Genomic DNA, 26,038 nt, shown 5'->3' on the forward strand with positions numbered 1-26,038 from the left:
TTGGAGATAGCCGTGAAGGTTGGGTTGAATCATATCAAACCCTATTAGAACTCTCTACTGATGAACAATTTTCAGCAGAAGTTGAAGTATTAGTTGATATCAGCGATGTAAGAAAAGCTGGAGAAACTCTCAACGGTTTTGGAGGAGTTGCGAATCCGGTAAAATTGCCTGGACTTTATCAGCGTTGTGCCTCCATCCTCAATAAAGCTTTAGGACGACAATTAAATTCAGTTGAATCCTGTCTATTAATCGATCAAGCTGCTGTCACAATTGTTGCAGGTAACATTAGGCGATCAGCTGGCATGAGACAAGGTTCTAGCGAAGATAGTTTGTTTGCTGATGCCAAAGATAACTTATGGCAGCAAGATGAAAATGGCAATTGGCGAATCGATCCAGAGCGTGATGCTCTCAGAATGGCAAATCATACGAGAGTTTTTCACCGCAAGCCCACCTTAGAAGAATGTGTTGGTGCTGTCCGCAAACAATATTATAGTGGCGAGGGAGCGATTCAATGGGCTGGTGAAGCCGTGGCGCGATCGAACATTGATTTGCTACCAACTCCTAACTTAAAAATTGAGTTCTTGCAAGCTTACGAACAAGGAACAGCAAAACAGTGGTTAAAAAAACATTATCCAAATCTGGATGCTAATGAGTTAGAACATCGTTTAGCTCGTTACGCTTTAAATCCGTGTGGTAATTGATTTTGCCTCACGTTAAAAACCTCGCAAAAACGGGGAAAGCTGAGATGCTAATCCCGTGGTAATCAAAGGAATTAAAAAGCCTTTGACACCGTACAGCGTAGAGAGTGAAACTAGATTACATCGAAAATTTGTGTCTAGAATATAATCTCTCCAAGAGTGCGGGGGCGGATGTGAAAAACACTTTTATTATCTGAAGTCACATCTGCAAAAGGTACGCGGAGCTACTGCAAATAATCAAGCAGTAGAACTAGGGGATAAAAAGCCTCTAGGGTAACAAATCTGGAAATCATCGGTAGTAACTTCCACTGCAATTTGTCAGAGGTTCACCTTAATCAAATCGACCCACATAACTACAAAGAACAAGAGGAGGCTTTCACTGCTGGGGCGTTATCTGTAGCAGCACTTTTAAATCACAAATTCCTGGAACCACGCTATCAATACAGCCGTGAATTAGATCCGATTGTGGGAGTTTCTTTTACAGGTTTATTTGATTTCTTTGTCCATGCTTTTGGTGTTGATTGGCTGCGCTGGTGGGAAGCAGGAAGACCCGCAACTGCACAAGGATTAGTTTTCAAGCGTGAGGAAGAGAAATACCTAAGTTCCTGGAGAGATATTGTACATCGGGTAGTTTGGGATTATTGCGATCGCCACAATCTCAAACGTCCAAATCGTTGTACCACAGTCCAACCCAGTGGCACTAAGGCTTTATTAACTAACGCTAGTTCAGGGTGGCATCCCCCGAAAGCCCAAAGATTTATTCGCCGGATCACCTTCGGGAAAAATGACCCAGTAGCCTTAGCTTGTATTGACTATGGTTATAACGTCATTCCGTCTCAATCAGATAAAGATGAACACGGCAATTTGCTTAACGATCCCTTCGATCCACGGGTGAGTGAATGGTTAGTAGAAATCCCTGTTTCTGTAACTTGGGCTGATTTACCAGGGGCTGATGAAATTGATGTTTCTAAATTTTCAGTCTTAGCCCAATTTGATTTTGTCCTCCAGGTTCAACGTTGGTACGTGACTCACAACACATCAGCTACTTTAGAACTGCGTTCTGATGAAATCGAACCTTTGGGACAGCGTATTTACGAAACCATTCAGAATGATCAAGGATATATTTCAGCAGCTCTTTTAGCCCGTTTTGACGATTTGCAATCATTCCCACGTTTGCCGTTTGAACCAATAGATAAATCAACCTACGATCTCTTAAATCAAGAGGTGAAAGCGCGGCGCAAAACAGATGACTTCTGTGCAGTACTAAGTCGCTACGATTTAGGCGAAATGACAGAGGCTGGCCCTAGTGGTTGTGATTCTGATAAGTGTATGTTTCCCGATCAACAACCAAGCTAGGCGAAGTGACTGCGGAGTAGGGAGATGAGGGGGATGAGGGAGACAAGGGGACAAGGAGATAAACAAAACTCCTAACTCCTAACTCTTAACTCCTAACTCCTAACTCCTAACTCAGCACTCAGCACTCAGCCCTCAGCACTCCTAACGCCCAATGCTGTAACACGTTACGATCAATTAAAAAGTAATAATTTTTTACGGCAGTGCCAGGAGTCTTTTTATGTTCATTGATGAATTGTCACCTATATTCAGAGAATTTACTCAGCATCCAGTCTCATTTGTGGGTGGGTTTTTCTCTGGTGTGCTTCGGCTTAATCTCGCAGACGATCCGGTTAAAAGCTGGCTAGATAAACAGATCCGCTCAAATAGTTACACCAGCAGTACTATAACGGATGCACATAACGGCAAAGCCACTGGCCCTCAGCAGATTTCGATTGACTAAAAACGTCAACCATACATAGTTGATTGAATTTACTAGAAAACAGGAAGTCAGTGCTGCTGTTGGTAGCACTGACTTCTACTTTCTACAATAATTATTTTATTTTTTGGAAGCTATAGCCGTAGTCAGATAGATTAGGACAGTATTGATTGCTCAAAGCCTTGAAGTAACTGATTTTTTACTCAGCACTCAGCTATACTTACTGGTTGATTGGCACTCTGAGCATGAGCGCACCCACTTGGTCAGGTGTGGGGCCGGGCTTGAAGTTAATGTGGCACAGGGCGCACTCTGCCCGAAAGTTGCTGAGGGGAATTGAGCGTCTATAGTACCATTTATTGTCCACACGCTGAACAGATGTGTATGCCTGTCCTGCGAGTGCCAGTGCGTTTGCCTGACGCTCGAAGTTGTCGCTGGGGCGATCGCTTTCCTTAAGCGGGCCAACAGTGCCGACTAACCGCATATCCTGGTTGCGATCGTTAAATATCAGCGAGATGGACTGCTTACCTTGCTCCACGTTATCCGCCGTCGTCTCGTCGAACTCCTGCGTCAGCGCTGCAAACAATGTGTTGAACATGAGATCGCTCGTCTGTTGAGCGATCGCAACCTGCCCAGTTGGGGGTGGATAGTCAAAAGCACGGGCAATTCCCGTGAAACTAAAGCCGATGACGAGCATCAACACAAAAATTCCATAGCTGACTAGCTTTTTCAGACGCATTCTCTTAACTCCTTTGGTTTTGTATTGTTCCTGACTCATATCAATCCTGTGTGAAGATACATATAACAAGACCCCCATGTAGTCTCCCCAATTACTTGAGGGAACAGCATAGCTGGGGGTAAATATATACAACTTCACAAAGAAACGATATCCGCAACTTTGCATCACGGATGGAACATTTACCTAAGAAGACTAGAGGTTAGAGGGCAGAAAGGAAGAATTTATTTTCTATCTACTATATAAAGTATGTTCGCGTAGCACCTCGTATAATCTTATCATACTGATAGGGAAAATACTAGTATAAAATTCAGTAAATATAACTACTATCTCAATTAATAAGACTTGGGGCTTAATCAAGTGTTAAAGGTAGGCAAACTTCCGCCCTACTGTAGTAGTGGTCTAGCAAGTCAAAAAGCAATTTAGGTAGCAAAAGCTTGAATCGACTTCCAGATGCGCTAGTTGTAATGCGATGCCTACGGTGGGCAAAGCCTACGCCAAGCAACTGAAGTGATAGACTAGGATTAAAGCCCCCCTTAGCCTCACCCAAGGAGGGCAACAAATTGAGTTCGCTAACACTGGCTTATAATTAATTGTGGAAATTATTCATCTGACGATGGTAAGCTTAGTAAGGCAATAGCTGGAAAATGCCAGTGCTAAACAATTCCAGGGACTTAGCGTAAGTTCGTTATTCTTGGCGACTGGGGTAATAGGTAAAGCAGACAAGTGTCGCAGCAGTTTCCCTACTATCTCCAAATTGATTTTCTGGGAAAAATGCTACTTGTGCTGTAGTCAAGAGTTTCTTGACAGCCTCTAAAGCAATGAGTGCTTCCTCTAAAATTGCGTAGTTTACCGCCGTAGGCATCGCCTCTATGTTATCCAAAACTTTCCCTTAATCAAGCCATCCTCTGTTATTCTGGCAAGGGGCAGTGATTCTTTTAGGAAAGCTGGAAGGTGCGCTTCGCAAGTTATAGAAGTAGTACATAGTTGTTATGGCTGTTTCCCAATCCTAGTTAATGATTGGCTAGAGGCGAAAAAGACACTTCATCGAATGCACCTGGCGGTTGAGAAAACCCTCTACAAAGTTGGTCTGAACAGTTAACAGCTTCCTGATAGATTAGATTAGATTAGATACAATTAGCATCTGTGTTTACTTGGGCGACGCCGATAGCGAAGCGTTAGCGAGTCCGCGAGCGTCATAGCCCGTCGTAGACATCGCTTGCTCAAAGCGAAGACTCAAAGTGATATGATGCTGCACTAGCCGATTTGACATATTATTAAACCTTTCACCTGCTGGCTCTGGCGAAAATTTTTGATCCGGGGCAAATTAAGACTTATATTCAAGGGACTTGGGTGTTTCTTGGAGATGAAGTTAAACAAAAGGCAGCAAAAGGCTCAAAAAATATGTCTGGTGTCAAAAACGCAGATCGGATAGGAGTATGGAAATCTAAAATAGATATTAAGAAGAAAAAACAACGACCATCAACAACCGTCAGTCTATTTTACTTTCTGTAAAGCGTCACCGGGTTGTTACCAGTGCTGAAACACGATTACATGCAAGTTTCCCAGGATCAGCCTATTTATTCTGAAGCTCCACTCCAGCTGTTACTATTTGTCGATGGACGACCCAAGTCCCGTCAACAGGTGCAGCGAATACGTGCTTACTTAAAAGAATTAGAGGCTGAATATAGTTTTGAACTTCAAACTATTGATGTCGGACAACAACCTTATTTAGCAGAACACTTTAAATTGGTAGCAACGCCAGCTTTAATCAAAATTCACCCGGAACCACGACAGGTTTTAGCTGGGAGTAATATCATAGCGCAATTGAAAAATTGGTGGCCTCGCTGGCAAGCTGCTGTAGACGCTTACTTAAAAGTACAGGAAGACTTACAAGAACGGATAGACGATTCTGTTAGGACAACATCACCCAAATCCACCATCCGTTCTGTTGCTGTTTCTGCTGAACTCATCCGACTTTCAGACGAAATTTTTCGCCTAAAACAGGAAAAAGACAACCTCCAAGAACAACTACAGTTTAAAGATCGGGTAATTGCGATGATGGCACACGATCTCCGCAATCCGCTAACTGCTGCCGCGATCGCCATTGAAACTCTCCAATCTAACTACAATTTAGAGACAGGACAATTTCAGCGCCTCAAACCAGCTTTAACAGCGCATCTCTTAAAACAAGCCCGGAATCAAACTAAAATCATTGACCGGATGATTGCCGACCTTTTACAGGTAGGTCGTGGCAAAGATACAGAGTTTCCGATTTTGCCACAAAAGGTACAGCTAGGTAAACTCTGCTTAGAGGTACTAGAAGAATTGTGCGATCGCTACACCGCCAAATCCCAAGAGGTAGAAACGGATATCCCTAATGACTTACCTCATGTATATGCTGACCCAGAACGCATCCGCCAAGTGCTTGTAAATCTGTTGGATAATGCCATCAAATATACCCCCGAAGGTGGCAAAATTAGCATTGCCGGATTGCACCGCACTACCCAAAAAGTTCAGTTTAGTATTGGCGATACTGGGCCTGGTATTCCTGTAGAGAATCGCGATCGCATCTTTGAAAACCACTTCCGTCTGCAACGGGATGAAGCTACAGAAGGTTACGGTATTGGTCTTTGTCTATGTCAACGCATCGTCTTAGCACATTATGGACAAATTTGGGTGGACTCTGTACCCAATAACGGAGCATGGTTTCACTTCACACTGCCAGTTTATCCTTCTTAGGTAATGGGCATTGACAAATGACAAATGACAAATGACAATTAAGAACTTGAGACAAAGCGATCGCGTCCCCCGGTCTTTGCTTCGTAGAGTGCTTTATCTGCCAGTACAATCAAATCTGAAGGTGAAGATTCCCAAGTAGGGACAACAGTTGCTAGTCCCATACTGAGGGTGACGTGCTGACTCACCGCAGAACCATCGTGAACAATTTGCAAATCTTTGATTCCCCCTTGGATCGCGGCGGCAACGTGAACTGCACCAGATGCAGGAGTATATGGCATAATCACAGCAAATTCTTCGCCACCATAACGCGCTACTAAATCTTGATGTTTTTGTGCCTTAAGGCTTAAGACAGCACCCACCTTTTGTAAACAGACATCCCCAGCCGGATGGCCATATTTATCATTATAAAATTTAAAAAAGTCGATATCACACAAAATCATTGACAAGGGAAATCCCTCTTGTGCAAGCTTAATCCACTGAGTATTGAGATAATCGTCAAAGCGGCGACGATTAGCCAACTCAGTTAAGCCATCTACATTGGCAAGGTGATGCAAAGCTTCGTTTGCCGCCTTTAACTGTTTGTATACTTGTGCTTGCTGTAGCAGTCGGCGCAACCTCTGGCGCAATACAGGCCAGTGAATTGGCTTAGTGACATAATCAGTCGCTCCCGCTTCAAAAGCACGGTTTACGGATTCCTCATCGTCCAAGCATGTGATCATCAATATGGGAGTGCGCTCCCATATCTTGGAAATGACCGTATTGTTAAGGGCTGAGTCAGTATCAAAGGTTTCAACAGCTGATTTTAAATTATTCCTGGCAATCTGGAGCAAGTGCTTACAGCAGGTAAAACCATCCATCACAGGCATTACAGCATCTAGCAAAACTATATCCGGTTTGATGGTTTCATAGGCATCTAAACATTGCTTACCATCATTGACCTCGACCACTCGATAACCTTCTTGTTCCATTGCTTTCCGCAACAATACCCGGATGGTCTTGTCATCATCAGCTACTAGAATCAGTGGTGGTTGCTTAGAAACAGTAAATGGGCTTATGCCTGACATGAGTTGCCTTCCAGTTGCGGGACTATCCTAAAAAAGGCTGTACAACTCAATCGCATGGGGGCGATCGCTATTTTCATCAATGCCAGGATTTGCGGCAAAGGCGTGTCTGGCTTCACAATCAACTGTTTTTTGACAATGGACTGCCCAATCTTCTTGGGCCAAGCAAGCGGTAGATAACTAAGTTGCATAGACAATCTGTAATTGGAACACGAAGGCAATTGTTACCTTTTTGTTCAGCGATGGTTAGGGGAGAAAATGTTACTTTTATATTTCCCCATTGTTAAAGTCAAATTACGATTTTTTTGAGAATTGCAAATACACACCTTAGTTATTTCGCTCTGTAGTTAGTTTAGAAACCTAGTAATACCGTGAAAGCGATCGCCAAACTGCCCTCAGAAGATAATTAATCCTAAATACTAATATCACCTGACTAAAATTTATTTACTCTATTCGACAAGGCTTGCTGAAGTTTAGTATAATTACATAAGATTGAAATTAAACTTAGCGCAAAGCTTTATTTTCAAGTGACTCCAGAACTATTTCTTTCTACCCATAAACCACCCAGTACTAAAGTTCCGCAGATCGTCATTCAAGTCCGTTTTAACTGATAATAAGCTTTGATCAGTCATTTTTAGACAATTGAGTGCTATTAGACTCAAAATTCCTTCTGAGGCAGATGAAAGTGAAATAGCACTGCAAGTTACGCTGAGTTAATAAATTAAGTATAAATTTTTATTTCATTGTGTTCAGTATATCTATTAAACTACACAAACAAGCAAAATTTCTGACAAAAAACAATCCCAACCTATTGATGTAGGAATCGCGTGACTTCTAGTCATGCGAGGTTAAAATTCACTAAATCTTTAAAATGCCAGACTCATTAATGTATCAGCAGGATCATTTTGTTGTTCTAGAAACAAATCAACCAGAACAATTTATGACCATCTCAGAGTTATTAGAAAAACTCAAAACAACTCTTCAAAAACTCATAATTAAAGATTTGCCACCTGACCTGCAAAAGTTTGATAATTTGGAAGCTCAAGCACAATATTTACTTGACACTAGCTGCGAATTAGATATTGGCCCTGGGCAATATTTACAGTGGTATGCAGTTCGTTTAGAAAAGTAACTTTATCGTAAATGCTTAAGATAATACCAAAAAATATTAAGCAGAAATTGATGCTCAGATCCCCGAATTCTTGAATAAATCGGGGAGCTAAATTCTGGTTAAGGGAATTCTAAAAATAACAATTAATAATTCATAATTCCTAGCTAAAGATACTGTACGCTAGCCCACATACTGATCAAAAGTTTAATAGTCAATAAGACAATTGAGAGTAAAGAGCTAAGTAGCTAGACGTAAATAAATTAAAGTTTGTAGTGAGTTAGCGCGGTCTTGAGGGTTTCCCCCATGAGCGACTAACTTTCCCGTTGGGTAAGGACTTTAGTCCTAATAATCCTTGCTTTGAGCGATAAATCGCTCACTACGAACTAGGATGTAATTATGAATTATCAGTTATTTTGACTGTTGCAAAAATATGGATAACAACAAGCCATAAAGGGATGAAGTTTGGGTAACGATAATTTTTGCTATTGACTATTGACTAGTGATTCTTTTTGAGTATTGATTAGCGCTAGCTCAATTGTATCTTCAGATGGCTGGGTTATTTGAACTTCCAATCCTGGTCCAAAATAACTAGTCATTTTTTCATGCTTTTTTTGCCACACATCAATTGGTATTAGCGGTGAATCAAATTCTAAAATTAGGGCATAATTCCCATTAACTTCTGTTTCTCGCAACCCTGTGACTGTTGGCCGTTCCTGGTCTGTGGGACTCAAACCCAAAAAAGAAAGTGTTGTATCTAGATGAGCATCTTGACCGTAGCAATATCGGGTGATGTCTTTGCGAATTTTATTTTGAGTATCAGTTGCTTGTTGCTGGCGCAGTATCAATGCTGACGGTGACGTAGTTTGAGTAAATGGTACGGGCTTAAGTTCATTAGCTTTTAGCGCCAGCCCTCCCAATAATAGAGGAATCCCGTAAAAAAATCCGACAAGGTTGAGTGTGGCATTATTATCAGCATAGGCGACGAAGCCAATGATGGTTAATATGCCGCCGATAGTTAAACCGAGTGTTCCCAAAGAAATTTGGCGTAGCATGAGCTTAAATTAGTATAAAGTCTGAATACCTTAGTTTTATTATCATCGGCTATAAGCAACAAATTAGGAAAGAACATCTTCTTCCCCAGGTGGTAGTATTCAAATAACTCTAAATTGCTATATTAAGGTGGTTGGAAACCGCACGCCAGTTACTAAAGAGCGGGAACCGCCAAGAGCCAGTGTGTCAGGCATTACCACCCAACGCACTGGCTAGCTAATGATGGGTTAGACCCTGATCAATTCGGCAACGGTTTCATGACCTTCGCCCTGGCTCTAAATTGACTACTAAAGGCGTATAGTGTTCCAGAATATTAGATTTTGAGTTAACTTTAAATTTAAAGGTAGTTAAAGATAGGAAAAAAATAATGGATTTACAGACTATAAAAGAAAGAATTGTCGCAGTTCAAAGTAAACGCGATTACCTATTAAGCTTACTGGAGCAACCAAACCTGGGAACTTTGAGAATTGACGTAAATCAGGCTTTGGAAGAATTGGATGAATTAATTGATGAATTTAGACGCACCATTCCGGTAGAGTAGAAATTATCAAAAATTGCGTCGGTTTAACCCCAACTTCAGGCTATACCGACGTTTTTCAGTATTATCATGTCTTCAAATCCCCAGAATTTAACTAAGCTTAAGTTGGCAAAGTAACATCACTGCATCATTTACCCTGCCACTGAACCATCTCCTGCACGCTTACCTAACTGCCTAACTAAGGCAATAAGTTCGTTTGTAGGTACATCTTTCTTACAAACGTCATCAAAGCTAGACATTGCCTTTTTCCCCTGAAAATTCACGTCTTCCACTGAGGAGTAAGCAAGAATCTGGGTGTTGGGAGATATAGCTTTAATGCGACTAGACGCATTCCAGCCATCCATGACTGGCATTTGTAAATCTAAAACAATTACGTCAGGATGGCAACGTTTAACCATTTCTATAGCTTCTTCACCATTACTGGCTAAACCTACTACTTGAATATTTTCCTGGCAAGAAAAAACCAATTGTAAGGTTAAACGAGTCAGTTCGTGGTCATCAACTACTAAAACACGCAAGGTAGAAAGCTCGCAGGATAACATTAACATTGAGGGGAAAGATAAATTTGTTTAGAATAACCCCTCCAGTTTATGAGAACAAGTGCCAGCACTGACTCTATCCTATGGTTGAATAACTTGTGTGAACCGATGACAAACAACTCAGACAACTGCTCAAAAAATTCAATTTTTCCAAAAAAAACTAAGTTGAGCTAGTTGTCAAGGTGGAAATAACTTATTTTTTAATCAATCAGCTTGGGACTGCACCAGTTGAGCGTAATACCATGTTCATGAGAATTTTTTGGGAATTGGCTTCTGGAGAATCATCATAAGGACGGCGTTGAATGTAAGTACCATCGGCTTGTAATTCCCAAGCTTGACGATTATCTGCGAGCATAATTCCCATAATTTCTTGCAAATCTTTAGCAATATCTGGGTCTTTGACTGGGGTAATTACTTCGACTCGACGATCTAGGTTGCGGCGCATCCAGTCAGCACTGCCGATAAAAATTTCCTCCTGTGTATTGTTGTGAAAATAAAAAATCCGAGAGTGTTCTAAAAAGCGACCGACAATGCTGATTATATGAATGTTTTCACTAATGTCTTTGAGTCCTGGGCGCAAACAACAAACGCCCCTGACAATTAAATCAATTTGCACTCCGGCGCGGGAAGCTTCGTATAGAGTGGCGATAATTTCTGGATCGACTAGGGAATTCATTTTGGCGACAATCCGTCCAGAAAATCCATTTTGAACATTTTCGATTTCGCGGTGAATTAGTGCCAAAAAGCGATCGCGCATATTCACAGGTGCAACCAGCAACTCTCGATAAACCTTTTGCAGGGAGTATCCTGTTAAGAAATTAAATAAATCTGTGATATCAGCACCCAATTCTTCACGGCAACTAAACAATCCCAAATCTGTATACAGTCGTGCAGTTTTAGGGTTATAATTACCAGTCCCAATATGTACGTAGCGACGTATGCGGTCTTTTTCGCGCCGTACCACCATGACGGTTTTACTATGGGTTTTTAGCCCGACTAAACCATAGACGACATGAACTCCAACTCTTTCTAATCGTCTTGCCCAGTAAATATTATTTTCCTCATCAAATCGCGCCTTTAATTCCACCAGCACAGATACTTGTTTGCCATTTTCGGCAGCAGCAATTAAAGCGTTGACGATGGGCGAGTCACCAGAAGTCCGGTAAAGGGTCATCTTGATGGCTAACACATTCGAGTCATAAGCAGCATGGGTAATAAAGCGGACAACTGTTTCCGAAAAGGATTGATAGGGATGGTGTACTAGCAAATCCTTTTCTCGAATCACAGCAAAAAAGTCTTTTCCTTCGTCCGTTTCTAGAACATCTGGGTCTAAACTGGGTTCCCTCAACCTTTGTAGGCGTAATGGTACAACAGATTGGCGTGGTGGATCTTTGAGTTCTGGCAGTGGCAAGGACATAAAGTACATCAAATCCCGCAGTCCCAAAAGTCCATCTACTTCGTAAAGATCGCTTTCTGTTAATTCCAGATCGTGCAATAAGCGCGATCGCACTATTTCAGGAGTCTGAGATTGAATTTCTAGCCGAACTGGACTCCCACCCAGCCGCCGTTTTCGCAATTCTTGTTCGATCGCTAATAATAAGTCATCTGCCTCATCTTCTTCTAAGACCAAATCGGCATCACGGGTAATGCGGAATGGATGATATTCTTGAATGTTCATCCCTGGAAATAGAGATTCTAAGTTATGAGCGATCGCTTGTTCTAAAGGTACTCCTGTCCAGTGGGCAGGTTTTTCGCTGTTCTGATCTCCCAACTCAGGCGGTATCGGTAGAAATCGTGGTAGAACACTAGGGACTTTGATTCTGGCAAAAAATTCTTCTTCCGTGTCAGGGTTCTTGACCACAACAGCCAGATTTAAACTGAGATTAGAAATAAAAGGAAAGGGATGACTAGGATCGACAGCCAGAGGAGTCAAAACTGGAAAGATTTGTTCCTCAAAATAGCTGTTGAGATGAGTCCGCTGCTTTTGATTCAAATCTATATAATTCAGAATATGAATGCCATGATTTACCAGTAGAGGACGAAGTACTTGCTCAAAATGTTGGTGCTGTTTATTGACGTGGGGAATGAGGGTAGACCTAATATCGTCTAGCTGTTGTTGTGGTGTGCGACCATCGGGAGTCAACAGGCTAACTTTTGCTTCTACTTGTTGCTTTAAACCAGCAACCCGCACCATGAAAAACTCATCCAAATTAGAGTTAAAGATTCCCAAAAATTTGAGGCGTTCTAGAAGAGGCGTGCGAGCGTCACAGGCTTCATGTAAAACTCTGGCATTAAATTCTAACCAGCTTAACTCCCGGTTAAGATAATATTGTGGATCGCTGAGATTTATAGGGATAGAGCTTTTCTTAGATTTTGCCATAATGACTTAAAGGCCGGCAGATGTAGCCCATTGAACTGGGGGACAATAAACATAGTAATTTAAATGGTGCTTGAGCAGAACGCTGAGGCAATTTTTGGCTAACATTGATTCTCTACCTCGCTACTGGTAAAGAACAGTTATCTCGTTCCCATGCTTTGCATGGGAATGGTTTATTAGGGGCTGCTGCCTCTAGTCAGACATTGAGTCAGAGACTCAATGAATGCATTCCCAGTCGGAGACTGGGAACGAGGAACCACCCAACCTATAAGTAGATTTTATAGCCGTTTTCAACTTTGTGGAATATGGTATGGGCGTATAGACAAAATATTGCATCCATACAATAACTGCGGTCAGCCTGGGCATTCAAATCCTTGCCCACAGCATATTAACCATGAAGATGCACTTAAGATTTAGCAAAGATATAACAGAGGGATTTCTGACAACTTGTGACGAATTATTAAGCAGTCTTTACAAAGAATTTAGGTGTTGTGAGCGGTCTAAAGCCTTACCTCCAGTGCTTTCTGAACTTGGTTTTAGACAAGAGGAGGTTTGGTAAGCATTGCGACAACTTCCATACAGGCATTAAGTAAATACAAGCCTTGCTGTAACTCGGTTTTTATTAGGTTTGTTAACCTTTTTTTAGATCCGCACTAATAGTTCAATCTATTATTTTTTTAATTTATGACCTGTAATATTTTGAAAAAATACAGTATTATTACTGAGATGTTTCTGCCATAGCAATGGTTATATTAAAAACGCAAAGGTAAACAACACGAGGAGTTTGTTAATCATGAAAATTTCTGCGATCGTTAAAGGAAGCATCTGCTTGTTAGGTTTGGTTGGCGTTGGTAATATCCTGTCTGCACCAGCAAGTGCAGGTCAAGCAACAGCCCGTGGTGCTGTAACTATTGTTAGAGCTTCAGGCGCTTCTGTTAGTGTTAGTGGTGAATTAGCTTTGCCTCAAAATGGTTACTACGATCAGGCTTTAACCATTACACCTACCTATGGCGGCGCATCAACTACTGATGATGAAACCATAACTGATTTGAAAGTAGATCCAGGCACACCTAACGTTACTTTGCTTACTGCTAGCAGCAATCCTTTCGTCACTTCAGCAGCAGCAGCCTTAGACGCAGCTACAACTGCTGGTAACATTGGCGCACAAGCAGCTATTATTCGCGCTGGTGCTGGTGTTAATGGTTTAGGCGGTTTAGAATAGATTAAGTTTTTGCTTTTGCCTTGTAAGTACTGACAAAATTTTTAGCAACTGACAGAACAGTTGAATAAATCAATAGATTCTAGGGAAGAGAAATAGCAATGCTATATCTCTTCCCTATATTTATGTTTGTATACATGATATAGGACTAGTACCGCAAGGCGGAATTCAAAATTCAAAATTCAAAATTCAAAATGAGTACAGTCTACGCAAAATAGTGCATTAGACGTAGGTTGGGTGGAGGCTTTGCGTAACCCAACCTACAATTTTTTTGCAACTCTTAGGTTGAGGAAGAAAACTCAACCTGTAAATCTTTTATTTTTTCAGAGTAATAAAAACGGTTAGATTAAAAGTTGGACATAGCGTTAAGCTATTTATCAAGTAGTCAAACTGTTGACTATATATCACATTGAGATTTGTTAAAAAAAGTTAATGGAAGCTGGAAATATTGATACAGAAGCTGTCAGGTTAGAAGCTCTGCGCCAGTATCAAATTCTTGACACCGAACCCGAAGAAGCATACAACAATCTTGCTCGGTTAGCGGCATTTATTTGTGATACCCCTATATCTTTGGTAATTTTCATTGATGAAAACCGTCTATGGTTTAAGGCAAAAGTAGGTTTAGATGTATCAGAAATGCCTCGGAGTGTTGGGTTATCGGATCTTTGCCAAGAACAGGGTCAGGTTGTAGTGATTTCTGATACCCTGGCTGATGAAAAGTTGGCAAATAATCCAGTAGTGACGGGCTATCCATATATACGATTTTATGCAGGTGTACCTTTAATTACTCCGAAGGGAGATATCTTGGGAACTCTGTGCGCGATTGATCAAGTTCCACGGCAACTAAGCCAAAAACAAGTAGAGGCGTTTGTGGGTTTGAGTCGCCTGGTAATCGACCAACTAGAACTGAGACGTTATGTAGCTGAAGTGTCTCAAGTTACTGAGAAATTAATGGCGCACGAGCAATCAGCCAATACCCAATCTGAAGCACTACGAGAAAGTGAAGAACGTTGGCAATTAGCATTACATGGTAATAATGATGGTATTTGGGATTGGAACTTCAAGACTAATGAAGTGTTCTTCTCAACTCGATGGAAGGAAATGCTCGGCTATAAAGACTACGAAGTTTCCAACCGTTGGGATGAGTGGACAAAACGAATCCATCCTGATGAGCGAGATAGGGTACTTCAAGCTTTCCAAGACCACTTTGCCAAGAAAACACCGTTTTACGTCTGTGAATATCGAGTCCAGTGCGAAGACGGCAGCTATAAATGGATTCTAGATCGAGGACAGGCACTTTGGGACGCATTGGGTGATATAGTGCGGATGGTAGGTTCTTATACTGATATCACAGATGTCTACGACGAGCTTCGCTTACGCAAGCGGGCAGATGAAGAATTAAAGCGGCAAAATCTGCGATCGCAACTATTTTCCGAAATCACCTTAAAAATTCGAGAATCTTTACAAATAGATGAAATTCTTCAAACTACTGTCACAGAGGTACAAAAACTACTACAAGCCGATCGGGTGTTGATTTTTCGACTGGAAACTGACGGTTCGGGAACAGTGGTACAAGAGGCAGTGCTGCCTGGTTGGCCGGTAATTCTCGGAAAAAATATTTTTGACCCCTGCTTTAAAGAAGAATATATAGAAAGATATCGCCAGGGAAGAGTAAGTGCCATTGAAGACATTGAAGCTGCTCATATCCAAATATGCCATCGAAAATTTCTTCAGCAGTTTGCTGTCAGGGCTAATCTCGTAGTGCCGATTCTTGTCAGAGACGCTATTTGGGGCTTATTGCTAGCTCATCAATGTGCCGCACCTCGACAGTGGAATCAGTTTGAGACGGATTTGTTACAGCAATTAGCTAATCAAATTGGGATTGCTTTATCTCAAGCGCAACTATTAGAAAAAGAAACCCAGCAAACTCAAGAACTTACTCGTTCTAATGCAGAATTAGAACAGTTTGCCTACGTTGCTTCCCATGATTTGCAAGAGCCATTGCGGATGGTAACTAGTTATTTACAACTGCTGGAGCGGAGATACAAAAACAAACTGGATGCCAACGCAGATCAGTTTATTACTTACGCAGTAGATGGGGCTAGCCGAATGCAAACCCTAATCAACGATTTATTGAATTATTCCCGTGTCAGCACCCGCGCACAGCCTTTTGTGCCAGTTGATTGTAGTGCCGTCTTAGAACAGGTACTTGCTAATCTTCAAGTTGCGATCGCAGATAGTAGAGCAATTGTCACTTATGATACTTTACCTGAATTGATCGCTGATACTACCCAATTGATACAAGTATTTCAAAACCTGATCGCCAACGCGATCAAATTTTGTCGTCATCAACAGCCACGAATTGAGATTGGAGTGGGGAGTCGGGGAGCAGAGGAGCAGGGGAGCAATCAATTCAAAATTCAAAATTTAAAATTCAAAATTAAAGAACTTCTGCCTAATGCCCAATGCCCAATGCCCAATCAAAACGAATATTTGTTCTGGGTGCGCGATAATGGAATTGGTCTAGAATCCCAATATGCTGAACGTATTTTTATAATTTTTCAGCGTTTGCACGGTAGAGACAAGTATCCAGGTACTGGAATTGGTCTAGCAATTTGTAAAAAAATTATAGAACGCCACGGTGGCCGGATCTGGGTTGAGTCAAAACCGGGTCAAGGCTCGACTTTCTACTTCACAATTCCAGATAGAGCTAAATTAAATCGCCAAAATGTTAACTAAACTTATTTATAATTGGGCAAAATAGGGAAGTTATGTGGAACGTTGAAGATTTGGTCGATTTAATTGGTGTATATTGCTCCATGTCAGGAATAGATGTATAGTTTATCTAGGTAAATAGGCTAGATAAAATTTAATAATGTTCGCCATCAAAAGAGAACTAAAACTAAATAACAAAGAACGTTCCTTGATGCGCGGCATTGCTGGTTTTAAAAGGTTTGACAACTGATTTGAGTCGTCGTGTGTACTGTATCCGAATTGAAGATATCAATGTTTCCGGTATGATTGCCAATCACAAGCTGAAGAGTGCAATTAGCGATAATTGCTTCTATGAAGTGCGTCGCCAGTTGATTTACAAGCAAGAGCATTATGGAACTAAGGTTGAAATAGTTGATAGGTGGTTTCCTTCTTCTAAGATGTGTTCCAAATGCGGTAATGTTCAGGCAATGAAATTATCAGACAGGGTATTTTCTTGCCAAAAGTGCAATCATACTTTAGACAGAGATGAAAATGCCGCAATTAATTTGAAAAATGCACCATCTAAAAAAGTAAGGTTGGCTCGATCTTAACTTATACGCCTGTGGACAAGAAGTAGCCGTCTACCTTGGATGAAGTAGGAAGAAAACACTAACTTAATTAACTAGTTTGATTAGGTTTAGATAAGTTTTTCGGAGCAGCAGGTAAGCAATGGTAAACACCATAATAGCGATTATGCCTATTGAGGTTTTGTTAGTAGAGGATAATCCTGGCGATGTCCAACTTACACGCATCGCCTTGGAAGATAGCAAAATTTCGATTCACTTGAACGTGGTCGAAGATGGTGTAGAGGCAATGGCATTCTTGCGAAAACAGGGAAAATATGCTAAAGTAGCCCATCCAGATATTGTACTGCTCGATTTTAACCTTCCGAAAAAAGATGGACGAGAGGTATTAGCAGAAATAAAAGGAGATGAAAACCTCAAACGAATTCCTGTAGTAGTTTTGACAACTTCTCAGGCTGAAGAAGATATCCTGAAAGCCTATAACCTTTTTGCCAACTGTTACATAACTAAGCCAGTAGATTTCGATCAATTCGTTAAAATTGTCCAATCAATCGAAAACTTTTGGTTTGCGATCGTAAAACTGCCACCGGAGTAGTGGAAATGGCAGGTGAAAATATTAAAGTTTTGTTAGTAGAAGACAACCCTGGTGATGTCTTATTGTTACAAGAGTTATTTAAAGAAGTTACCACAGTTGTAGTTGAATTAATGCCTGTTGAGCGGCTTTTTGAAGCACTCAACTACCTAACAAACGAAATTTTTGATGTGATTTTGTTAGACCTCTCGCTGCCAGATAGCCAGGGATTACAAACCTTTGTGATTGCTCACAATCAGGCACAAGCAACTCCAATCATTGTGCTGACGGGTATAGACGATGAAACCCTGGCAATTAGGGCAATGCAAGAAGGAGCGCAGGATTATTTAGTCAAAGGGCAAGTAACTGGTGATTTGCTGGTGCGTTCTATGCGTTATGCTATCGAACGTCAACGGGCAGATAACGCACTGCGGCAAAGTGAGGAGCGATTTCGGGTTGCCCTAAAAAACTCTCCAATCTTTGTCTACAACCAGGATAGGGATTTACGGTACACCTGGGTTTACAATGCCCCATCTGGATTGACAGTTGAAGAAATATTGGGCAAACAAGACTTAGATATCATCCCAGTTGAAGATGCTCAACGTCTCATCACAATTAAACGTGGAGTATTGACCACAGGCGTAGGAACGCGAGAGGAAGTATCAATTACAATCAAAAATACAACTCGATATTACGACTTAACTATCGAGCCACTACGGAATGAATCGCAAGAAGTTGTCGGCGTGACATGCGCCAGTATAGATATTAGCGAACGACAAGCTGCGCTACGCGAACGGCAAGCCGCGCTATGCGATCGCAAATTGGCAGAAGAAAAAATCCGCGAACAAGCAGCACTATTAGATGTCACCACAGATGCCATTTGCGTCCGAGATTTAAACAATCAAATTATCTTCTGGAACAAAGGCGCAGAAACACTTTACGGCTGGCAAGCTACAGAGGCTTGCGGTAAAAATGCTAGTAAGCTTTTGTATGACGAACCTTCACCGGAAATCGAAGCGGCTTTATTGCAAGCGATAAGTAAAGGTAAGTGGCAGGGTGAGTTAACAAAACTTACTAAAATGAACAAAGAAGTCCTTGTGGCTAGTCGCTGGAGTTTGGTATGCGATGAACAAGGAAAACCTAAATCAATTCTCACTGTTGACACAGACATTACTGAAAAAAAGCACCTAGAAGCTCAATTGTTTCGCGCTCAACGCCTGGAAAGTATTGGCACTTTAGCTAGTGGTATTGCTCACGACCTCAACAACATCCTGACACCGATTTTGGCAGGAGCGCAACTGCTACCGTTAAAATTTCCCAATGCCGATGAGCGGACTCGCCATCTACTAGAAATTTTAGAAACCAACGCTAGACGCGGTGCTGATTTAGTCAAGCAGGTATTGTCCTTTGCGCGGGGTGTAGAAGGGAAGCACATCACTTTGCAACTCAGACATATAATTGTAGAAATTGCCAAGATTCTTCAAGAGACATTTCCCAAATCGATAGAAATCAGCACCGATATACCGCAAGATTTGTGGATGGTTTCTGGAGATAGTACCCAACTGCATCAAGTGCTGATGAACCTCTGCGTTAATGCCCGCGATGCTATGCCTAATGGCGGTACTTTGAATCTCTCTGTCGAAAATCTGTTAATTGACGAAAATTATGCCCGCATGAACCTAGAAGCAAAACAGGGACCTTACATAGTGATTACCGTCTCCGATAGTGGAGTTGGGATTTCTAAAGAAATGCTAGATAGAATTTTCGAGCCATTTTTTACTACAAAAGATGTCGGACAAGGCACTGGTTTAGGACTTTCCACAGTACTGGGGATTGTTAAAAGTCACGGAGGTTTTGTGAACGTGTATAGTGAACCAGGAAATGGGACTAGCTTTAAGGTTTACTTGCCAGCAGTGGGGGGAATAGAAACGCTCAGACCCAAAGATTTGCCACCACAGACAGGACATGGAGAATTGATTTTGGTTGTGGATGATGAAGTTGCCATTCAAGAGGTTACAATAACATCACTAGAAGCTCACAACTATAAAATTTTAGTTGCCAGTGATGGCATTGAAGCGATCGCACTATACGCTCAAAATAGAGATAAAATTAGTGCCGTCCTCATGGATATTATGCTGCCCTCACTGGATGGTTTAACTGCCATCCGTACCTTGCAAAAGATTAACCCCCAAGTCAAAATTATCGCCAGCAGTGGATTGATATCTGACAAGAAGCTCAGTGCAGTAGCAGCAATTGGTGTGAATACGTTTTTGTCAAAGCCCTATACTGTCAACGAATTATTGCTTTCTTTACAGAAAGTCCTATCGGGAGTCAAGTAATTACATAAGTATACTGTTAGCAGTGAGTACAAAAAGCTGCTTTATTGATGCGGGTGCAAATTGCTTGGATTTGATATGATTGAGCATCCCTTAACACACTCCTCTTAGCGGACTGGGGGAGATGAGGGCAGAGGAGCAGGGGAGCAGGGGGAGATTAATAACCAATTCCCAATGCCTAATGCCCAATCCCTTTTAATTACGAATTACGAATTACGAATTACGAATTATTTTAATATGCCTCGGTTTCTTAAGTTAATCATCAATATAGTAATTTTAGGTGCATTCTTACTCATATCCCAGCAAGTTTGGGCGCAAGATTGGCGACCGGTTCGCGGTGGTATTCCTTTTGGTATCAGTGGTATGGCTTTGATAGAACAGCAAAGCAATTCTCTAGATTTTTTGATTGTCCATGACAACAAACAAAAAAATCAAGGTCGTATAGCAATCATCAAGATTAAGGGTAAGAACCAACCTGAATATTTACCCTTGAATTGGCCAAATAATATAGAATTGCCCATCGACTTAGAAGCTTTAACATCTGTTCCAGAGAAAACAAAATCCTCTTTTATCGCTTTAAGTAGTTCTGGAAAAGCTTATTACATCAAGTTAGATTCTACCAACCAAACCATCTCAGTTATTAAAGAATTCAATCTACCAGGAATTATTCAAGGAAATAACTTTGAAGCATTTGGATTGCAAAATATAGACGGTAAATTAGTTGCTATTTGGGGACATCGAGGTGAAGGAGAACAACCAGCAACTATTTTTTGGGGAATATTTGACTTAGCTAAATATCAAATTACTCTCGTAGGTTCTGCCAATCTGAAAGTACCGTTTCCATCTGGTAATGTTCGCCATATTTCAGATATTAAGGTAGACTCCGTAGGAATTGTATATATCACCTCAGCAAGTGATGCTGGAGATGATGGCCCATTTCAGTCAGGTGTGTATGTCGCTGGTTACTTAGGATTGCGTGGCGACAAAATTGCATGGCGACAAAATTCTCAACTTGTTCCTCTCTACCGCTCTGATTATCACAAAATTGAAGCTATGGAACTTGTTCCTGGCACAGAAGGCGGTGTAGTGGTTGGTACAGACGACGAGAATTTGGGTTCTTATGTGTACATTGTGGGTGGAAGTAGCGACTAGATTTTGAGGATTGCTGGTTTATTTGCTATTTGCGATCGCCTACCATCCTATGCACATACTATAAATTTTGTCAATTTATTTGTTGCGATGCCTACGGTGGTCAAAGCCTACGCAACTTGGTGTAAGTTGACCATTATCTTATCGATAACGGCCACACATTAATTACCCCTACACATTAAATCGGAACAACATTACATCCCCTTCCTGCACAACATACTCTTTCCCTTCACTGCGAACCAACCCTTTCTCCTTCGCCGCATTCATCGAACCAGTTGTTACCAAATCTTTATAAGCAACAGTTTCGGCGCGAATAAATCCCCGCTCAAAATCACTGTGAATTACACCAGCAGCTTGAGGTGCAGACATTCCCGCATTAATTGTCCAAGCGCGGGTTTCTTTGGGGCCGCAGGTGAAATATGTCCGCAAACCTAGAAGCATGTAAGTAGCCCGAATCAATGATTTCAAACCGCCTTCTTCCACACCTAAAGATTCGAGAAAATCAGCTTTATCTGACTCTGGTAATTCCACCAATTCCGCTTCCACTTGAGCCGAAACAATCACAACTTGGGCATTTTCTGTAGCTGCAATTTGCCGCACTGTTTCCACAAAATGATTACCCGTTGCCAACTCATCCTCAGATACATTCGCAGCGTAGATAATCGGTTTATAAGTAAGCAGTTCTAATCCTTTAATAATTTCTGTTTCTTCTTCATTCAAGCTCACCTGACGCACCGATTTACCTTCATTTAAAGCCGCAGCTAATTTTTCTAAAACTGAGACTTCAAACTGTGCATCTTTGCTGGTACGAGCTTGTTTGCGAGTGCGGTCAATTCGCCGCTCAATTTGTGCTAAATCTGATAAACCCAATTCTATATTAATGATTTCAATATCTCGCGCTGGGTCAACAGAACCAGCAACATGAATAATATCATCATTCTCAAAACAACGTACCACATGGACGATCGCATCAACTTCCCGGATGTGGGACAGGAATTGATTTCCTAGTCCCTCACCCTGACTTGCGCCTTTAACTAAACCCGCAATATCTACAAATTCAACCCGCGCCGGGATAATTTGTACCGAACTAGCAATTTTAGCAAGAACATTTAACCGTTCATCCGGTACTGCGACAACGCCGACATTCGGTTCAATCGTGCAAAAAGGGAAGTTAGCTGCTTCTGCTTTAGCATTAGCAACGACAGCATTAAATAAAGTAGATTTTCCGACGTTGGGAAGTCCGACAATTCCGGCTCTTAGCATTTTGGATTTTAGATTTGAGATTTTGGATTACATTACCAAGGTAATCTAAACAGGTTCCGGTATGGTTTGGGGAATCGGCCCTGGAACCGTTTGAGGAATGGGAGCAGGTACTGGTTCTGGTACAGGCCCCGGTAAGGGTTGGGGTATCGCTGGCCCTGGTACAGGTTCGGGACTAGGGAGCGGATTCGGGCCAGGATTGGGACTAGGTAGCGGATTTGGGCCAGGAGTAGGAATTTGTGGTTCGGGTATAGAAATCGCAGTAAGATTAACCATCGTAAGTCCAAATTAAATTATTCAACCTTCCCACGCTAGATGACAACCTCATCTGTTGACATCTCCCCAAATAGCTATACCCACGAACACATCCTTTAATAACTTACCCCTCTTCTCATTCTCTGCGTCCCTCCGCGCCCCTTTGCGTTTAAAATCCAACCTCAATTCGCCCCCTCAGCAAAACTACTCCCCCTCCACCTTTTCCACCACCTCTGGCACTGGATCGTAACCACCTGGATGAAACGGATGACACCGCAAAATCCGCAAAGTTGCCATCCACCCACCACGCAACACCCCAAATCGTTCAATAGCTTCAATAGCATACATCGAACAAGTTGGTTGAAAGCGACAAGTCGGGAGAAACAACGGCGAGATAAACATTCGGTAGCCCCGAATCAGCCAAATAAATAATAATTTCATTGCAGCTACCCAAATCTTATAAATTAGTAACAGGGGTAAAACTTTTCATTTGTTGCATCTTTGTTAATTACATTTTCTGACTTCACCTCAATTCCGGTTTTATGGCTGCAAATTGCGTTGGCTGTGCCCGCCGAAGGCATCGCTGCAATTTGGGTGCTACTTATTCTCCTGATTGCATGGGTGGTAAACCGCTTTGCCGACAAGCCAGAAATCGTGCGGAAGATAGTTCATATTGGCACTGGTAATGTGATTTTAATCGCTTGGTGGCTAAATATTCCTGCCAGTGTAGGGATTACAGCTTCTATTTTAGCGAGTGCAATCACCTTATTATCTTACCGATTACCAATTCTTCCTGGTATTAATAGCGTTGGACGGCAAAGCTTAGGGACATTTTTTTACTCTGTCAGTTTCGGTATTTTAGTTGCCTGGTTCTGGTACTTGCAAGAACCCCAGTACGCAGCACTAGGAATTTTGATAATGACTTGGGGAGATGGATTAGCAGCCTTAATTGGGCAACGCTTTGGTAAACACAAGTATAAAGTTTTTGGTACGCAAAAAAGTTGGGAAGGCTCCCTAACTATGATGTTCGTTAGCTATGTCGTCAGTAGTTTGATTTTGATTGGCACTCAAGGAAACAGTTGGCAAACTTGGGCGATATCGCTGATAGTGGCAGTTATAGCTACTGCTTTAGAGGCTGTTTCATTTTTAGGTATTGACAATTTGACAGTTCCCTTGGGTAGTGCAGCACTTGCTTTCTATTTAAGTCAGTTCATCTAAGTCAGTTCATCTTGAGTTAACTCTATGAAATCTCTTTTCAAGAAGAATGGTCTGTGAATAAAGCTTCATCTGAGATTCCAAAACCACAAAATAGCAGAGTCATATTAAGAAAAGATGAAGAGTTTTTGGAAATCATTTTTCCCTCACCAGGACTTAGCAAAGCTTATATATCTCTAATTACCTTCGGGGTAATGTTTCTGATCCCTAGTATAATCTTGGTTGTAATTCTCTTTGGTATTTATTGGGCTGATTTGTCTTCTAAAATTGTCTTAGCTTTATTTTCTATTCCTTGGTGGATTTTTGCTATAGCAATGTTCTTTATATTTACCAATTTTATTGGCAATATATTGGCAAATACCCGACTAGAGATTAATCAACAAAAAATTTATTTCAGTCATCAAATATTTGGAGTGAAGATAGATGAAGAGATATCCAGCCCAAGGCAAGATATTAACAAGCTAGAACGTATTAAACGCCATATAAAACTTAGCTCTTTACCTGACTACGCACCTGACTACTTAGGTAGTATATATGAATCTGAAATTATTATTTTTGCTGGGGAATCTAAATACAGAATTTCTATATCTTTAGCATCTGACGATGAACTTGATTGGTTAGCCAATGAACTAAGTGATTGGTTAGGATTACCCATTGATAAATCCTAATTAAATTAAGTTTGTATGTAAAAAACTAGAAGTTTGGTAATTAAAATACTCAAATCATAAAGCCTTGCCACGTCACTACATATAGTGAGATTTTTTCACAAATCAAATCGGATTTCTAGATTTTTCCTTTAACTTATTGCACAATAAGAATCAATCCTCAATACGCATTCTATAAATTTTGAGGTTAACTCGATGTAAATTATTCCTCTAGCTTTGCCGAGTCTACTAGTGTCTTTCGCTCCAAAATCCAATCGAGTAAAATCGGATTGACTAACTCCGGCGCTTCATCCTGCGGACAATGCCCTACTCCCTCTAAAGGAATAAACTTCTCTACTTGGGGAAAGTTAGCTAATTCTCTCCCTAATTTAATTGGTTCCCACGGATCGGCTGTTCCCCACAAGATAATCGCCGGACAGGGTAACAGTGGTAAAAGTTCTTCTGGTAATGGCCCTGTAGAATAAGAAGTAAAAGCAAGAAACACAGCCCCTGCCCCCGGATCGCTTGCTGGTGAAGTGAGAATATCTACCAACTCATCTGTCACCATCTCAGGATTCGAGTATGCTTGCAGGAGAATTTTCCGCACTGTTTTCGGTTTGGCGAGTTGATTGAAAAAGAAATCACCAACTGGTTTAATAGATAACAGCCGTTGCAGTAGAGGCGCTCCGTAACGACGAGATAAAGGTAAAGTTACCCGTTTGCGATCGTGCAACAGCCGTAAAGAACAGTTGAGCAAAGCAACTCCCAAGGCAATATCTGGGTTACTTACTGCTGCTTGCATGGCGACAATACAGCCAATGGAATTTCCCACTAAAAAAGCTGGCTCACCGACAACTTCACGGCAAAAATCTGCTACTTGCTGTCCCCAGGTTTCTAATGTGTAGGTAATTTTTTCACCAGGTTGAGGTTTTGCAGAAGCGCCAAAACCAATCAAATCAATAGTATAAACACGGCAATTTTCGGCTAATACGGGAATATTTTTTCGCCAGTGCCACCAAGAAGCGCCAAATCCATGCACCAGGACAACAGCTGGCCCAGTAGTCCCTTGGGTTTGATAGCAGATCGGAAAATCTTGCCAAATCCAGGTTTTTGTAGAGTTAAGTGCTGTTTTTGAACTTGAGGTTGTCATGGAAAATTTGATGATAATAAGGGTATAAAGGCTTTCAACAGCAAGCCACAAGTAAAATTGTTTTTAATTTGGATAAAATTTATCAGATTTTCAAAATAAATCTTTTGCTCTAGTGATAGCCTATACATATACCACGAAAGCTTCTAAGCTGATAGTTTTATCCAGTATAGAGTTTTCATCTTATTGATAGAGGTAATTTACTCACAACTGAGATTATGTCAGTAGTTGAAATCATAACTTTTTTAATGTGAGTAATATTTTGGCTATTTTTTAGATGTGAGAGAATTACCATCAGTGCTAGATTCAGTAGTTTCACAATTTACGATCGCAAATTTGGTCTA

General features: G+C 41.3%; 24 protein-coding genes and 2 pseudogenes. 14 read left to right on the forward strand and 12 right to left on the reverse strand.

All coding sequences use genetic code 11. The annotated features are described in order from the left end of the window. The 3 genes and pseudogenes from HWQ37_RS17900 to HWQ37_RS17910 all read left to right on the forward strand — a co-directional run. A pseudogene (locus HWQ37_RS17900) lies at positions 1–695 on the forward strand (ribonucleoside-triphosphate reductase, adenosylcobalamin-dependent); the annotation flags it as partial. A 288-nt stretch (positions 696–983) separates the two neighbouring features. Further along, positions 984–2,054 (forward strand): annotated as a pseudogene (gene nrdJ / locus HWQ37_RS17905) (ribonucleoside-triphosphate reductase, adenosylcobalamin-dependent); the annotation flags it as partial. 217 nt (positions 2,055–2,271) lie between these two features. After that, entirely contained in the window at positions 2,272–2,493 is a 222-nt protein-coding gene (locus tag HWQ37_RS17910) for a hypothetical protein (protein WP_292749263.1), read from the forward strand. 196 nt (positions 2,494–2,689) lie between these two features. On the opposite strand, the gene HWQ37_RS17915 is transcribed toward HWQ37_RS17910, so the two are convergent. The 3 genes from HWQ37_RS17915 to HWQ37_RS17925 form a co-directional block, all read right to left on the reverse strand. Next, positions 2,690–3,244 carry a hypothetical protein gene (locus HWQ37_RS17915; RefSeq protein ID WP_292749265.1) on the reverse strand — a complete coding sequence of 185 codons (555 nt, stop codon included), beginning with the start codon at positions 3,242–3,244 and terminating at the stop codon, positions 2,690–2,692. A 646-nt stretch (positions 3,245–3,890) separates the two neighbouring features. After that, complete coding sequence (locus HWQ37_RS17920) at positions 3,891–4,085, reverse strand: hypothetical protein (RefSeq protein WP_292749267.1); 195 nt, start codon at positions 4,083–4,085, stop codon at positions 3,891–3,893. A 267-nt stretch (positions 4,086–4,352) separates the two neighbouring features. Beyond that, positions 4,353–4,475, reverse strand: a complete 123-nt coding sequence (locus HWQ37_RS17925; protein ID WP_292749269.1) for a hypothetical protein — start codon at positions 4,473–4,475, stop codon at positions 4,353–4,355. A gap of 263 nt (positions 4,476–4,738) precedes the next feature. On the opposite strand from HWQ37_RS17925, the gene HWQ37_RS17930 reads away from it, so the two are divergent. Further along, on the forward strand, positions 4,739–5,944 hold the full coding sequence (locus HWQ37_RS17930) for a histidine kinase (protein ID WP_292749272.1): 1,206 nt from the start codon (positions 4,739–4,741) through the stop codon (positions 5,942–5,944). A 38-nt stretch (positions 5,945–5,982) separates the two neighbouring features. Here HWQ37_RS17930 and HWQ37_RS17935 read toward each other — a convergent pair whose 3' ends face one another. Next, on the reverse strand, positions 5,983–7,008 hold the full coding sequence (locus tag HWQ37_RS17935) for a GGDEF domain-containing response regulator (protein WP_292749274.1): 1,026 nt from the start codon (positions 7,006–7,008) through the stop codon (positions 5,983–5,985). Then, positions 6,996–7,196: a hypothetical protein gene (locus HWQ37_RS17940; RefSeq protein WP_292749275.1), complete on the reverse strand. Its 201-nt coding sequence runs from the start codon at positions 7,194–7,196 to the stop codon at positions 6,996–6,998. The genes HWQ37_RS17935 and HWQ37_RS17940 overlap by 13 nt, the downstream gene beginning before the upstream one ends. A gap of 680 nt (positions 7,197–7,876) precedes the next feature. Between HWQ37_RS17940 and HWQ37_RS17945 the strand changes: the two genes are divergently transcribed. Beyond that, positions 7,877–8,137, forward strand: a complete 261-nt coding sequence (locus HWQ37_RS17945; RefSeq protein WP_292749278.1) for a CRR7 family NDH-1 assembly protein — start codon at positions 7,877–7,879, stop codon at positions 8,135–8,137. A gap of 461 nt (positions 8,138–8,598) precedes the next feature. Here HWQ37_RS17945 and HWQ37_RS17950 read toward each other — a convergent pair whose 3' ends face one another. Continuing rightward, positions 8,599–9,168 (reverse strand): DUF2854 domain-containing protein, encoded by a 570-nt coding sequence (locus HWQ37_RS17950; protein ID WP_292749280.1) that lies wholly within the window; start codon positions 9,166–9,168, stop codon positions 8,599–8,601. Positions 9,169–9,533: 365 nt separating this feature from the next. On the opposite strand from HWQ37_RS17950, the gene HWQ37_RS17955 reads away from it, so the two are divergent. Beyond that, positions 9,534–9,707 (forward strand): hypothetical protein, encoded by a 174-nt coding sequence (locus HWQ37_RS17955; RefSeq protein ID WP_199784779.1) that lies wholly within the window; start codon positions 9,534–9,536, stop codon positions 9,705–9,707. A gap of 128 nt (positions 9,708–9,835) precedes the next feature. Here HWQ37_RS17955 and HWQ37_RS17960 read toward each other — a convergent pair whose 3' ends face one another. Further along, entirely contained in the window at positions 9,836–10,252 is a 417-nt protein-coding gene (locus tag HWQ37_RS17960; protein WP_292749284.1) for a response regulator, read from the reverse strand. Positions 10,253–10,451: 199 nt separating this feature from the next. Further along, positions 10,452–12,623 carry a polyphosphate kinase 1 gene (gene ppk1 / locus HWQ37_RS17965; protein WP_292749286.1) on the reverse strand — a complete coding sequence of 724 codons (2,172 nt, stop codon included), beginning with the start codon at positions 12,621–12,623 and terminating at the stop codon, positions 10,452–10,454. A 790-nt stretch (positions 12,624–13,413) separates the two neighbouring features. Here ppk1 and HWQ37_RS17970 point away from each other — a divergent pair. The 6 genes from HWQ37_RS17970 to HWQ37_RS17995 all read left to right on the forward strand — a co-directional run bounded on the left by HWQ37_RS17970 (position 13,414) and on the right by HWQ37_RS17995 (position 21,176). Then, complete coding sequence (locus HWQ37_RS17970) at positions 13,414–13,842, forward strand: hypothetical protein (RefSeq protein ID WP_292749288.1); 429 nt, start codon at positions 13,414–13,416, stop codon at positions 13,840–13,842. A gap of 429 nt (positions 13,843–14,271) precedes the next feature. Then, positions 14,272–16,578: a GAF domain-containing protein gene (locus HWQ37_RS17975; RefSeq protein ID WP_292749290.1), complete on the forward strand. Its 2,307-nt coding sequence runs from the start codon at positions 14,272–14,274 to the stop codon at positions 16,576–16,578. A 197-nt stretch (positions 16,579–16,775) separates the two neighbouring features. Further along, the gene (locus HWQ37_RS17980; protein ID WP_292749292.1) at positions 16,776–17,144 is read left to right on the forward strand and encodes an RNA-guided endonuclease InsQ/TnpB family protein; all 369 of its coding nucleotides are present in this window, start codon (positions 16,776–16,778) and stop codon (positions 17,142–17,144) included. Between the two features lie 118 nt (positions 17,145–17,262). Further along, positions 17,263–17,712: a response regulator gene (locus tag HWQ37_RS17985; protein WP_292749294.1), complete on the forward strand. Its 450-nt coding sequence runs from the start codon at positions 17,263–17,265 to the stop codon at positions 17,710–17,712. Positions 17,713–17,717: 5 nt separating this feature from the next. Beyond that, positions 17,718–20,027, forward strand: a complete 2,310-nt coding sequence (locus tag HWQ37_RS17990; protein WP_292749321.1) for a hybrid sensor histidine kinase/response regulator — start codon at positions 17,718–17,720, stop codon at positions 20,025–20,027. Between the two features lie 234 nt (positions 20,028–20,261). Next, positions 20,262–21,176: a hypothetical protein gene (locus HWQ37_RS17995; protein WP_292749323.1), complete on the forward strand. Its 915-nt coding sequence runs from the start codon at positions 20,262–20,264 to the stop codon at positions 21,174–21,176. Positions 21,177–21,344: 168 nt separating this feature from the next. Here the strand turns inward: HWQ37_RS17995 and ychF are convergent, their stop codons facing one another. From ychF to yidD, 3 genes are all read right to left on the reverse strand, one after another. After that, on the reverse strand, positions 21,345–22,436 hold the full coding sequence (ychF, locus tag HWQ37_RS18000) for a redox-regulated ATPase YchF (protein ID WP_292749296.1): 1,092 nt from the start codon (positions 22,434–22,436) through the stop codon (positions 21,345–21,347). 45 nt (positions 22,437–22,481) lie between these two features. Then, the gene (locus HWQ37_RS18005) at positions 22,482–22,709 is read right to left on the reverse strand and encodes a hypothetical protein (RefSeq protein ID WP_292749298.1); all 228 of its coding nucleotides are present in this window, start codon (positions 22,707–22,709) and stop codon (positions 22,482–22,484) included. Between the two features lie 183 nt (positions 22,710–22,892). Continuing rightward, positions 22,893–23,129 carry a membrane protein insertion efficiency factor YidD gene (yidD, locus tag HWQ37_RS18010; protein WP_292749300.1) on the reverse strand — a complete coding sequence of 79 codons (237 nt, stop codon included), beginning with the start codon at positions 23,127–23,129 and terminating at the stop codon, positions 22,893–22,895. 60 nt (positions 23,130–23,189) lie between these two features. Here yidD and HWQ37_RS18015 point away from each other — a divergent pair, with 60 nt between their 5' ends. Then, positions 23,190–23,906 carry a diacylglycerol/polyprenol kinase family protein gene (locus HWQ37_RS18015; RefSeq protein WP_292749302.1) on the forward strand — a complete coding sequence of 239 codons (717 nt, stop codon included), beginning with the start codon at positions 23,190–23,192 and terminating at the stop codon, positions 23,904–23,906. 53 nt (positions 23,907–23,959) lie between these two features. Next, positions 23,960–24,571, forward strand: a complete 612-nt coding sequence (locus tag HWQ37_RS18020; RefSeq protein WP_292749304.1) for a hypothetical protein — start codon at positions 23,960–23,962, stop codon at positions 24,569–24,571. Between the two features lie 199 nt (positions 24,572–24,770). Here HWQ37_RS18020 and HWQ37_RS18025 read toward each other — a convergent pair whose 3' ends face one another. Then, complete coding sequence (locus HWQ37_RS18025; RefSeq protein ID WP_292749306.1) at positions 24,771–25,697, reverse strand: alpha/beta fold hydrolase; 927 nt, start codon at positions 25,695–25,697, stop codon at positions 24,771–24,773. Positions 25,698–26,038 lie beyond the last annotated feature (341 nt).

Source organism: Nostoc sp. NMS4 (assembly GCF_017115095.1).
In the GTDB taxonomy this organism is placed as follows: domain Bacteria; phylum Cyanobacteriota; class Cyanobacteriia; order Cyanobacteriales; family Nostocaceae; genus Nostoc.